Source organism: Streptomyces sp. NPDC059142 (assembly GCF_042755665.1).
Classification (GTDB): Bacteria; Actinomycetota; Actinomycetes; order Streptomycetales; family Streptomycetaceae; genus Streptomyces.
Genome location: NZ_JBHZDA010000061.1, coordinates 1 through 10,242, shown reverse-complemented (window position 1 = coordinate 10,242; position 10,242 = coordinate 1). Strand labels below are relative to the sequence as shown.

Sequence of the window (10,242 nt, the reverse complement as noted above, 5' to 3'; positions counted from 1 at the left end):
CGCCCCCGCGGGCCCGCCAACGGGCCCCCCCCCCCCCACCCCACCACTCCCCGGCCCGGCGGCGACCGGGCCCGGCCCCGGCGGCCCCGCCCCCCGCGCCGTTCAGCCGTCGAGGCGGCCGAACCTCCGTACCGCCAGCGGGAAGAACACGGCGAGCAGCGCCACCGGCCACGCGAGCGCCAGGAGCCCCGCGTGGTCCGCCGCCCAGGAGCCGTCCGCCGCGCCCGCCCCGCCGGCGCCCGGAGCGCCCGGGGCGCCGAGCAGGTCCCGTACGGCGGTGGCCGTCGCCGACATCGGGTTCCACTCCACGACCGCGCCGAGCCAGCCCGGCATCGCCCCGGGGGCCGCGATCGCGTTGGAGAGGAAGCCGATCGGCCAGACCAGGATCTGCACCGCCTGCACCAGTTCGGGACGGCCGGCCACCATGGCGAGCTGGATGCCGAGCCACAGCATCGCGAACCGGAACAGCAGCAGCAGTCCTGCGGCGGCGAGGAACTCCGCGGGGCCGCCCTGCCAGCGCCAGCCGACCGCGTACCCGGCGCCGACGAGCACGGCCAGCCCGAGCGCCGACTGGAGCATGTCAGCGGCGCTCCGGCCCACCAGGACCGCGGACGGCGCCATCGGCATCGAACGGAACCGGTCCACCACGCCCTTGTCGAGGTCCCGCGTGACGGCCAGCATCGTCGACTCCAGCCCGAAGGCCATGGTCAGGGCGAGCATCCCGGGGACGAGGAAGGCCAGGTACGCGCCTTCGACGCCGCGCCCGCCGCCGATCAGGAAGCCGAACATCAGCAGCAGCATCACCGGGAAGACCAGCCCGACGACGACCTGGACCGGTTCGCGCGCCCAGCGGGCGAGTTCGCGCCGGGTCATGGTCCAGGAGTCGGCGAGCGCCCAGCCGAGCCCGCCACCCCTGGCCGCCCCCGGTCCGACGTCGGGGCCGGTGGGGGGCCTGGGGCCCGTGGAGCCGGTGGTGGCCGTGGGGTTCACCGCCGTCATGCGGACACCTCCGTACGCTCCGGCGTGCGCTGCCCCGGGCCCTGGAGGTCCGCCGCCTCGTCCTGCCCGGCGCCCTCCCCGGCGCCCTCACCCGCGCCGTCACCCGTCAGCCGGAGGAAGACCTCGTCCAGCGTCGGACGGCGCAGCGCGATGTCCTGCGCCTCGATCCCCGCCGCGGACAGCGCCCGTACGGTTTCGGCCAGCGCCGCCATCCGGTCCGTCACGGGCGCGCTCAGCAGCCGCCGATCGGTGTCCGTACGGACGGACGCCGCACCGGCCGTACGGGCCAGCAGCCGCGCCCCGTCCCCGAGGCGGTCCGTGTCGCGCAGGACGACATCGATCCGGTCCCCGCCGATCCGGGCCTTCAGCTCGTCCGGCGTGCCCTCCTCGACGACCCGGCCCCGGTCCACCAGCGAGATCCGCCCGGCGAGCTGGTCGGCCTCCTCCAGGTACTGCGTCGTGAGCAGTACGGTCGTCCCGCCGCCGACCAGCGACCGCACCGCGCTCCACACCTCCGCCCGGCCGCGCGGGTCGAGTCCGGTGGTCGGTTCGTCCAGGAAGAGCACCTCCGGGTCGGTGATGAGGGACGCGGCCAGATCGAGCCGTCGCCGCATACCGCCGCTGTACCGCTTGACGGCCTTGCGTCCGGTCTCCGTCAGGTCGAACCGCTCCAGCAGCTCACCGGCCCGCTCCCCCGCGCGCCGGGCGCCGAGGTGGTAGAGGCGTCCGAACATCTCCAGGTTCTGCCGGCCGCTCAGATCCTCGTCGAGGGCCGCGTGCTGGCCCAGCAGCCCGATCCTGCGCCGCACCTCGCGGCCCTGGGTCCGTACGTCGAACCCGGCCACCCGCACCAGCCCCTCGTCGGGCCGCAGCAGCGTGGTCAGGACCCGTACGGCCGTCGTCTTGCCCGCTCCGTTCGGCCCGAGCACACCGTGCACCGTGCCCCGCTCCACCGCCAGGTCGAACCCGTCGAGGGCTCTCTTCTCCCCGTACCTCTTCCGCGCGCCCGCCACCACGATCGCGTCGCCCGCTCCGCCCGTTCCGGTCAAGGTCTCCGCCTCCCAGCTCAGTAATCAAACTTGACTACTAACGCGAAGGCTAACTCCGGCCCATCGGTTAGTCAAACTTGATTACTGGAGATCCCCGTCATCGGGGACACCCGTCGCGTACGGGTTCTCCTCGCCCTCGCCGAGCACCCCGACGAAGGGCTCGCCCTCCCCCGCGAAGATGTACGCACCGTCCTCGATCCGCTTGATCAGGCCCCGCGTCCACTCCGCGCCCGTGTCCGCCGAGTGGACCCAGAAGTTCATGATCTCGCCGATGTGGCCGAGCTGTCCGGGGCCCTCCTCCGGTACATAGGTCTCGGTCACCGCCGCCCGCCACGCCTCGATCGCGCGGATCCGCTCCTTCAGCAGCTCGACCACCTCGGCGCGCGGCAGGTCGAGCATGCAGCCGAGCCCGGCCGACAGGATGTCCATCTTCTGGTCGTACGAGGTCAGCGCGGAGCGCAGCAGCGTGAAGTACTCCGTCTCGCCGGCGTCCGTCAGCTCGTACTCCGTGCGCGGCGGCCCGCCCGCCGTGCTCGGCGCGACCTCGTGCGCCAGCAGGGCGCCCTGCTTCGCCATCTGCTTCAGCGCGTGGTAGATCGAGCCGGGCTTGGCGTTGGACCACTCGTGGGCGCCCCAGTACTCCAGGTCGTTGCGGACCTGGTAGCCGTGGGCCCGCCCGTGCTGGCGGACCGCGGCGAGCACGAGCAAACGGATCGCTGACATACGCCCAGGTTATGACCCGGGTGCACCGCGCCCCCGGCGGGCCCGGACCGCCGCCGCGCGGGGGCCGCGGGAACGGCTCAGAGGGGGTACTCGGCGCGGCCGTGCTGCACCGAGATCCACTTCAGCGTGGTGAACGCCTCCACCGTCGAGTCCCCGTTGAGCCTGCCGAGCCCCGAGGACTTCTCCCCGCCGAAGGCGACCATCGGATCGTCCTGCACGGTCGAGCCGTTGACGTGCATCATGCCCGTGACGATCCGCTGCGCGAACGCGACGCCGCGCTCCACGTCCGCCGTGTGGACGGCGCCGCTCAGCCCGTACGGGGTGTGGTTGGCGATCCGTACGGCCTCTTCCTCACCGTCGAACGGGATCAGCAGCGCCACCGGGCCGAAGATCTCCTGCCCCAGCAGCGGCGAATCGTCCGCCAGCCCGGTCAGCACCGTGGGCTCCACGAGGTTGCCCCGCGTCCGCCCCCGTACGAGCGCGGTCGCGCCCTCCGCGAGGGCCTGGTCGACCAGCGCGGTCAGCGCGTCCGCCTGGAAGGTGTTGATGACCGGGCCGATCTGCGTCTCCGGGTCGCGCGGGTCGCCGGTCCTGAGCGCCGCCACCCGTGCCACGAACTTCTCGGTGAACGCCGCCTCGACGCTCCGGTCCACCAGGATCCGGTTGGCGGCCATGCAGACCTGGCCCTGGTAGGAGAAGCGGCTCGCGACCGCCGCGTCCACCGCGTGGTCGAGCCCGGCCTCGTCCAGGTCGTCGAGGACGACGAGGGCGCTGTTGCCGCTCAGTTCGAGCACGGTCCGCTTGAAGTGGGCCGCCGCGACGGCGCCGACATGGCGGCCCACCCGGTCCGATCCGGCGAACGAGATCACCTTCGGGACGGGGTGCTCGATCAGCGCGTCGCCGATCTCCGCGATGTCCGTGACGAGGACGTTGAGCAGCCCGGCCGGCAGCTCCGCGTCCTCGAAGAGCTTGGCCACCAGACCGCCACCGGTGACCGGCGCGTTCTGGTTCGGCTTGATCACGACGGCGTTGCCGAGCGCGAGCGCGGGCGCCACCGACCGGATCGTTATCAGGAAGGGGAAGTTGAAGGGGCTGATCACGCCGACGACACCCACCGGCAGCCGGTAGACGCGGTTCTCCCTGCCCTCCACCGGGGACGGCAGGATCCGGCCCTCCGGGCGCAGCGAGAGCTGGATCGCCTCGCGCAGGAACTCGCGGGCCGCGCCGACCTCGTACCGCGCCTTGAGGCGGGTACCGCCCAGCTCGTCGACGATCGCCTCGACGATGTCGTCCTCGCGCTCCTCGACCAGCCTGAGCACCCGCTCGAAGACCGGCCGGCGCCGGTACGGGTTGGTGGCGGCCCACAGGCGCTGCGCGCGCTCGGCGGCGCGGTACGCCTCGTCGACCTCCCGGGCCGTCGCGACCGTGATGGCGGCGAGCTTCTCCCCGTTGTACGGGTTGAAGTCGATGATGTCCCACGAGCCGCTGCCGGTCCGCCACTCGCCGTCGATGTACTGGTGGGCCAGGTCGGTGAAGTAGGACATGCGATCCCTTACGGTGCGATCCCTTACGACGGGTGCGTACTCCTGATGCGATGTCATCGTACTGATGTCGTCAGATCAGTTGGAGCAGTCCGCGAAGGACATCGCGGCTCTCTTCGGGACCCGGGCTGTCCGCCTGGAGCCGTTCCATCACCCGTTCGTACTGGGCGACCTCCTCACCCTTGTCCAGATAGAGCGCGCTGGTGAGCTGCTCCAGGAAGACGACGTCGGAGAGGTCGGACTCGGGGAAGCTCAGCATGGTGAAGGCGCCGCTCTCCCCGGCGTGGCCGCCGAAGCTGAACGGCATCACCTGGAGCGTGATGTTCGGCTGCTCGGAGATCTCGATGAGGTGCTTGAGCTGGCCCTGCATGACGGCGCGGTCGCCGTAGGGCCGTCTCAGGGCCGCCTCGTCGAGTACGGCGTGGAAGCGCGGCGCGCGTTCGGAGACGAGGGCCTTCTGCCGCTCCAGCCGCAGGGCGACCCGGCGCTCGACCTCGGCGCAGGGGGCGTCGGGCTGGCCGCGGGTGACGACGGCGTGCGCGTACGCCTCGGTCTGGAGCAGCCCGTGGACGAACTGCACCTCGTAGATACGGATGAGGGAGGCGGCGCCTTCGAGACCGATGTACGTCTGGAACCAGCCGGGCAGCACATCGCCGAAGCTGTGCCACCACCCCGCGACATTGGCCTCCCGGGCGAGGCCGAGCAGGGCGGCGCGCTCGCCCTCTTCGGCGACCCCGTAGAGAGTCAGCAGGTCCTCGATGTCTCTGGCCTTGAAGCTCACCCGTCCCAACTCCATACGGCTGATCTTGGACTCGGATGCGCGGATCGAGTAGCCCGCTGCCTCACGTGTGATGCCGCGCGACTCGCGCAACCGCCTCAGTTGTGAGCCCAGCAGGATGCGCCGCACCACGGAACCGCCCGATTCGGCTGCGGTCACGTCTCCAACCCTCCCCATCGCATGTGGTTCTTCTCGGAGCACCCCCGAACTCCAAGTGCCGGATTCTGCCATCAAAACGCTTCGCCCCGTACTCATTCGATTACGGAAATAAGAAGGCTTTGCGGAGAGGGCGAAACTGGTCACAGGAAGAAATGTGCCAGAACCATCACTTGAGGGGCGAAGGCGGGCGCGTGCACGTGCATCTGCCCTTGCATCTGCCCTACGCATTCGGAACCATGGGCCCCGCGCACCTGCGTGATGGACCGCGCGGTGCCGTGTTGTGCCGCTGAACCACCCGCAGTATCGCTACGGCCGCGAACCCCGGGAGTGCTCGCATGGGGATGAATGGATCGACCATGCTCGAGCCTTTAAGGCAAGGGCTTCCCCCGATCGATCCCGCAGGGGCGGCAGGTTCGGCCTCGTGCGCCCTGCCGGCCCGGTACGAGGCGGTGCGCGGGGCCCGGCAGTTCACCCGGACCACGCTCTCCCAGTGGGAGCTGAGCGAACGGTTCGACGATGTCGCGCTGGTCGTCTCCGAGCTGGTCACGAACGCGCTGCGGCACGCCCTGCCGGCCGACACCCCGCGCGAACCGCACGAGCCTCCCGTACGGCTGCATCTGATGCGGTGGTCGTCGCGGCTGGTGTGCGCGGTGCGGGACCCGAGCATCACGAGCCCGGCGACGCGCGAGACGGACGAGGACTGTGCGGCGGAGTCGGGCCGGGGACTGTTCCTGGTGGAGTCGTTCAGCGACACCTGGGGATGGCACCCGCTGGCCGGGTCGCTGCACGGCAAGGTGGTCTGGGCGCTCTTCCACCTCCAGGCGGAGCGGGCCTGACGGGTCCGGTGACAGGGCGTCGGCCGCGTGCCGGCGGAGCGTCGGCCGACGGGCGGGCGGTACCGCCGACGGGCGAGAGCGGAGCAAGCACGAGGGTCTGCCGACTGGCCGGAACACGTCGTCGGCAGACCCTTTTCGCCGAAGAGCACCGGGGTTGGTCCAGACCATGCTCATGATTTTTCGGCCAGGACACAGCCAACTTTGGCGCGTTCTCATCGCACTGACGTGCGACTCACCGTCGGCCCGGGGTGCGACCGTCGGTAACAAGCCAGGCGCTCAGGCGCCCGCCACCAGATGGTCGAACTCGCCCGCCTTGGCGCCGATGAGCATCGACTCGATCTCGGCGAGGGTGTAGACCAGCGCGGGCCCGTCGGGGTGGCGTGAGTTGCGTACCGCCACCTCGCCGCTGGGCAGCTTGGCGAACTCCACGCAGGACCCCTGGGAGTTGCTGTGCCTGCTCTTCTGCCAGACGACTCCGTGAAGCTCTGTGGCCGCTATGCCGTTGTACACGTGGTGCACAGGTCGCTCCCCGAGTTGCAAGGTGCAGGTGTCAACTGTCTCGGATCATAGCTGTGTTTCATGTGCCGATGCATGAGCAGATGCACGTGCACGCGGGGTGTTGCCTCGATTACAGGCGCCCTCGCGGATACCCGCGCCCGCGTGCGGAGACGCGCGTCCCCGCTCTACGGAGAGAGACGCGGAACAGGGCCCGGAGGATCCCCCTCGGGGCCAGTCTCCACATATTGGTCCAGTCCGCGGCGACGGGGTCACCCCTGGCGGGTACCCCGGCGCGGACAAGGGACTCCCCCGGCCGCGGGGCCGGGGGAGTCCGGGGGGGGGATCGCCGGAGGGGAGTCCGGGGGATCCCTGACAGGTCCCGGGGAAAATCCGGGAGATTCCGGGGACGCGCCTGATCAGCCCGGTACGGAGCGGTACGGCAGCAGCCCCATCTCCCGGGCGTTCTTGATGGCGCGGGTGAGCTGCCGCTGCTGCCGCGCGCTCACCCGGGTCACCCGGCGGCTGCGGATCTTGCCCCGGTCCGAGACGAACTTCCGCAGCAGGTCTGTGTCCTTGTAGTCGATGTACGTGATGCCCGCGTGGTCCAGCGGGTTGGGGCGGGGCGCGGGCGGCTTGCGGCGGGTGCGCCCCGGCGCGGAGGTGCGCGAGGCGGCCGGGCGGGGAGTGGACATCAGACCTCCAGGAGGGTGTCGAAGGCGGGCGGCAGACGCTTCCAGGCGTCGGGGCCCGCGCCGTACTCCGCGTCGGTCAGCAGACAGGATTCGAGCAGTCGCTCGATCCCGTCCCGGTCCAGCGCGGGCGAGACGAAGACCAGGTGCTGGCAGCGGTCCCCGTGGCGCGCGTCCCAGTCCAGGGCCGCGGCGGCCCGGCGCAGCGGCGGTACGCCCTCCCAGTCGTCGTCGGAGAGCGAGGCGAGCCAGGGCCCCGTGCTCTCCACGCAGAGCGCGCCGCCCGCGGCGTCCCAGGCCAGCAGGGTGTCGGGCCGGTCGGCGAGCCAGAACCGGCCCCGGCTGCGGGCCGCCGCGCAGCACAGCTCCTCCAGCGCCTCGTAGAGCCGGCCGGGGTGGAAGGGGCGGCGGCGGTGCCAGACGTATGTGGTGACACCGCAGTCGTCGGCCTCCTGCGGCAGCAGGGCGCAGGCCGGGTGCTGCCGGGCCGCGGCGGCCTCGACGTCGAACCCGCCGAGAGCCGCGGCGGCGAGCGCCCCGGCACCGTCGTCACCGCTGCCGCCGTCGCTCCCGGGGGCGGCACCGATCCGTATCCGGTGGGCGGTCGGGTGCAGTTGGGCGAGGAGCGCACGGTCCTCGTCGTCCGCCAGCGGGTTGTCCACGAGGGCGAGCACCGGCGCGTACTCGACCTGCCGCGCCCAGGTGTCGGCGATCGTCCGCCGGTCCGAGGAGGCCGCGGCGAGCCCGGCGTCCGCCAGGTCGTCGCCGTTGCCGAGGTAGGGCAGCACCAGCGCCGGATCGACCGCCGTGATCACCGAGCTGACGACCAGCCCCTCCCCGTGCGCGTCCACGACCTCCGCCATCGCCCGGGGCTCGACGGAGTCCCAGAGTTCGACGATCGCGAGCCGGGTCGGCACGGCGGCGTCCGCGAGCCGCTCCAGCTCCGGTACGAGATCTTCGCGCAGGGCGCAGCAGGCACAGTCGTTGACCAGGGGCGCCTCTCCGTGGGACAGCGTCCCGGTGGCGTCGCGGACGGTCCGTACGACCGTGCCGCGCGCGGCCGTCGACAGGTCGTGGTGGAGCGCGACGCTGCCGGGCACGGTCTCCAGCAGCAGCTGCACGACGGCCTTGCGCGCGTCGCCGTGCAGTCCGCCGACGATCGCGACGGGCAGGCGGGACCCGGCCGCCATCAGCGGGCCCCTGGACGGCCTCGGCCGTAACGGCGCTCGAAGCGCTCGACGCGGCCGGCGGTGTCCATGACGCGGGCGGTGCCCGTGTAGAAGGGGTGGCTCGCCGAGGAGATCTCCACGTCGATCACGGGGTAGGTGTTGCCGTCCTCCCATACGACCGTTCTCCCGCCGCCGACGGCGGTCGACCGGGTCAGGAAGGCGAAGTCGGCCGCCTTGTCGCGGAAGACGACGTGCCGGTACGCGGGATGGATTCCGGGCTTCATCTCAGTCGGTCCTCGTGTCGTGGTGGTGGTGAGCGTGCGGGGGCGCGGGGCGGGGCGCGCGCGTCAGCGCTCTTCGCGGAAGTCGACGTGACGGCGCAGGAGCGGGTCGTACTTGCGCAGCGTCAGGCGGTCGGGGTTGTTCCGGCGGTTCTTGCGGGTGACGTAGGTGTAGCCGGTCCCCGCGGTGGAGCGGAGCTTGATGATCGGGCGGAGTTCGTTGCGGGCCATGGGGCTAGTATATGGAAATGGTTTCCATTTCCAAAGAGAGAGGGGTGTGACGTTGTCCGCCCACTGCCAGCTCACCGGGGCCAAGCCCGGCTTCGGCAACCAGATCTCCCATTCGCACCGGCGCACCTCCCGCCGCTTCGACCCCAACATCCAGCGCAAGCGCTACTGGCTCCCCAGCGAGGGCAGGCACGTCCGGCTCACGCTCAGCACGAAGGCGATCAGGACCATCGACACGATCGGCATCGAGGCGGCCGTCGCCCGGATCCGTGCGCGCGGGGTGAAGGTCTGATGGCGAAGAAGAGCAAGATCGTCCGCAATGAGCGGCGGAAGCTGATCGTCGAACGCCATGCCGTACGGCGGGCCGAACTGAAGGAGATCCTGCGGCGGCCCGGCACCACCCCGGAGGAACGAATCGCGGCGGAGCGCGAGTTGCGACGTCAGCCGCGTGACGCCAGCGCGACGCGGGTGAGGAACCGCGACAGCGTGGACGGCCGCCCCCGTGGGCACCTGCGGAAGTTCGGCCTCTCCAGGGTCCGGCTGCGCGAACAGGCGCACGCCGGATTCCTTCCTGGCGTGCGCAAGTCGTCCTGGTAGCTTGGCGCGGTCTGGCTACCGACTGGGGGGACAAGAACGTGCAGAAGCTCGTACGGAAGGGCGCCGTCGCGGCCGGGCTGGTCGTCGCACTCGCGCTCACGGGGTGCGGCGGCAGCGGCGACGGCGATGACACGGGCAAGGACGCCGGCGCCACCGCGCCGAGCGGCAGCGCCTCGGGCACGGGGGCGGACTCCGGCTCCGGCGCGGACGCCGCGAGCGTCGAGGGGACCTGGGCCGGACTGACCGACGGCAAGTCGGTGGCGCTGGCCGTCGCCTCGGGGAAGGTCGCGCTCGTGGCGGCCGAGCACGTCTGCCAGGGCGCGGTGGAGGAGATGGGCGGCGCGCCGATGTTCTCGCTGAAGTGCGGCGACGGCGACACCGAGCGCACGATGGGCTCGATCGAGTCCAACGACGGCACGACGCTGGTGATCTCCTGGACCGGTGGCAAGAAGGACACGTTGAAGAAGACGGAGTCCGACGCGCTGCCGACCGGCCTGCCGACGGAGCTGCCCTCGGGCCTGCCGACGAACTTGCCGCCCGGCTGACGACCGGGCTGATGCCGACCGGCCGGTCGGCTGACACCGACGGCTGAAACCCCGGCCGCCCCCCGGCGGTACAACCGCCCCCCGCGGGGGGGGCGCGGGGCGGGGCCCGGGGGGGGGGGGCGGGAGAGGGGAGAGGGCGGGGGGCCGCCC

At 71.8% G+C, this 10,242-nt stretch carries 14 protein-coding genes; 4 read left to right on the top strand and 10 right to left on the bottom strand.

Going from position 1 to position 10,242, the window contains the following annotated elements; translation table 11 throughout:
- Positions 1–102 precede the first annotated feature (102 nt).
- The 5 genes from ACFXPK_RS21605 to ACFXPK_RS21585 all read right to left on the bottom strand — a co-directional run bounded on the left by ACFXPK_RS21605 (position 103) and on the right by ACFXPK_RS21585 (position 5,267).
- Positions 103–873 (bottom strand): ABC transporter permease, encoded by a 771-nt coding sequence (locus tag ACFXPK_RS21605; RefSeq protein ID WP_385002452.1) that lies wholly within the window; start codon positions 871–873, stop codon positions 103–105.
- A gap of 122 nt (positions 874–995) precedes the next feature.
- Positions 996–2,048, bottom strand: a complete 1,053-nt coding sequence (locus tag ACFXPK_RS21600; RefSeq protein WP_385077723.1) for an ATP-binding cassette domain-containing protein — start codon at positions 2,046–2,048, stop codon at positions 996–998.
- Positions 2,049–2,129: 81 nt separating this feature from the next.
- Positions 2,130–2,771, bottom strand: coding sequence for a PadR family transcriptional regulator (locus ACFXPK_RS21595; RefSeq protein WP_385077720.1), 642 nt, complete (start codon positions 2,769–2,771; stop codon positions 2,130–2,132).
- Between the two features lie 77 nt (positions 2,772–2,848).
- Positions 2,849–4,315 (bottom strand): aldehyde dehydrogenase family protein, encoded by a 1,467-nt coding sequence (locus ACFXPK_RS21590; RefSeq protein ID WP_385002422.1) that lies wholly within the window; start codon positions 4,313–4,315, stop codon positions 2,849–2,851.
- Between the two features lie 70 nt (positions 4,316–4,385).
- On the bottom strand, positions 4,386–5,267 hold the full coding sequence (locus ACFXPK_RS21585) for a helix-turn-helix domain-containing protein (RefSeq protein WP_382893733.1): 882 nt from the start codon (positions 5,265–5,267) through the stop codon (positions 4,386–4,388).
- Positions 5,268–5,584: 317 nt separating this feature from the next.
- Between ACFXPK_RS21585 and ACFXPK_RS21580 the strand changes: the two genes are divergently transcribed.
- A complete protein-coding gene (locus ACFXPK_RS21580) occupies positions 5,585–6,085 on the top strand; it encodes an ATP-binding protein (RefSeq protein WP_385002425.1) in 501 nt (166 codons plus the stop codon).
- 276 nt (positions 6,086–6,361) lie between these two features.
- Here the strand turns inward: ACFXPK_RS21580 and ACFXPK_RS21575 are convergent, their stop codons facing one another.
- The 5 genes from ACFXPK_RS21575 to rpmG all read right to left on the bottom strand — a co-directional run bounded on the left by ACFXPK_RS21575 (position 6,362) and on the right by rpmG (position 8,953).
- Positions 6,362–6,604: a DUF397 domain-containing protein gene (locus ACFXPK_RS21575; protein WP_385002428.1), complete on the bottom strand. Its 243-nt coding sequence runs from the start codon at positions 6,602–6,604 to the stop codon at positions 6,362–6,364.
- Positions 6,605–6,999: 395 nt separating this feature from the next.
- On the bottom strand, positions 7,000–7,275 hold the full coding sequence (rpsR, locus tag ACFXPK_RS21570) for a 30S ribosomal protein S18 (RefSeq protein ID WP_385002431.1): 276 nt from the start codon (positions 7,273–7,275) through the stop codon (positions 7,000–7,002).
- On the bottom strand, positions 7,275–8,462 hold the full coding sequence (locus ACFXPK_RS21565) for a CobW family GTP-binding protein (RefSeq protein ID WP_385077715.1): 1,188 nt from the start codon (positions 8,460–8,462) through the stop codon (positions 7,275–7,277). The genes rpsR and ACFXPK_RS21565 overlap by 1 nt, the downstream gene beginning before the upstream one ends.
- Positions 8,462–8,725 carry a type B 50S ribosomal protein L31 gene (locus ACFXPK_RS21560; protein WP_385002437.1) on the bottom strand — a complete coding sequence of 88 codons (264 nt, stop codon included), beginning with the start codon at positions 8,723–8,725 and terminating at the stop codon, positions 8,462–8,464. Before ACFXPK_RS21560 ends, ACFXPK_RS21565 begins: the two co-directional genes overlap by 1 nt.
- Positions 8,726–8,788: 63 nt before the next feature.
- The gene (gene rpmG, locus ACFXPK_RS21555; protein WP_385002440.1) at positions 8,789–8,953 is read right to left on the bottom strand and encodes a 50S ribosomal protein L33; all 165 of its coding nucleotides are present in this window, start codon (positions 8,951–8,953) and stop codon (positions 8,789–8,791) included.
- Positions 8,954–9,005: 52 nt separating this feature from the next.
- On the opposite strand from rpmG, the gene rpmB reads away from it, so the two are divergent.
- From rpmB to ACFXPK_RS21540, 3 genes are read left to right on the top strand one after another with little or no spacing between them, the layout of a single operon-like run.
- Positions 9,006–9,242, top strand: coding sequence for a 50S ribosomal protein L28 (gene rpmB / locus ACFXPK_RS21550; protein WP_385002455.1), 237 nt, complete (start codon positions 9,006–9,008; stop codon positions 9,240–9,242).
- A complete protein-coding gene (rpsN, locus tag ACFXPK_RS21545; protein ID WP_385002443.1) occupies positions 9,242–9,547 on the top strand; it encodes a 30S ribosomal protein S14 in 306 nt (101 codons plus the stop codon). The genes rpmB and rpsN overlap by 1 nt, the downstream gene beginning before the upstream one ends.
- A 38-nt stretch (positions 9,548–9,585) precedes the next feature.
- Positions 9,586–10,092: a hypothetical protein gene (locus ACFXPK_RS21540; protein WP_385077711.1), complete on the top strand. Its 507-nt coding sequence runs from the start codon at positions 9,586–9,588 to the stop codon at positions 10,090–10,092.
- Positions 10,093–10,242 lie beyond the last annotated feature (150 nt).

Bases quoted from the DNA above. Each gene is read 5' to 3' on its own strand.
- ACFXPK_RS21560 (WP_385002437.1), bottom strand. From the start codon at position 8,725: ATGAAGCCCGGAATCCATCCCGCGTACCGGCACGTCGTCTTCCGCGAC.
- ACFXPK_RS21605 (WP_385002452.1), bottom strand. From the start codon at position 873: ATGACCCGGCGCGAACTCGCCCGCTGGGCGCGCGAACCGGTCCAGGTC.
- ACFXPK_RS21590 (WP_385002422.1), bottom strand. From the start codon at position 4,315: ATGTCCTACTTCACCGACCTGGCCCACCAGTACATCGACGGCGAGTGG.
- rpmG (WP_385002440.1), bottom strand. From the start codon at position 8,953: ATGGCCCGCAACGAACTCCGCCCGATCATCAAGCTCCGCTCCACCGCG.
- rpsN (WP_385002443.1), top strand. From the start codon at position 9,242: ATGGCGAAGAAGAGCAAGATCGTCCGCAATGAGCGGCGGAAGCTGATC.
- rpsR (WP_385002431.1), bottom strand. From the start codon at position 7,275: ATGTCCACTCCCCGCCCGGCCGCCTCGCGCACCTCCGCGCCGGGGCGC.
- ACFXPK_RS21580 (WP_385002425.1), top strand. From the start codon at position 5,585: ATGGGGATGAATGGATCGACCATGCTCGAGCCTTTAAGGCAAGGGCTT.
- ACFXPK_RS21565 (WP_385077715.1), bottom strand. From the start codon at position 8,462: ATGGCGGCCGGGTCCCGCCTGCCCGTCGCGATCGTCGGCGGACTGCAC.
- ACFXPK_RS21585 (WP_382893733.1), bottom strand. From the start codon at position 5,267: ATGGGGAGGGTTGGAGACGTGACCGCAGCCGAATCGGGCGGTTCCGTG.
- ACFXPK_RS21595 (WP_385077720.1), bottom strand. From the start codon at position 2,771: ATGTCAGCGATCCGTTTGCTCGTGCTCGCCGCGGTCCGCCAGCACGGG.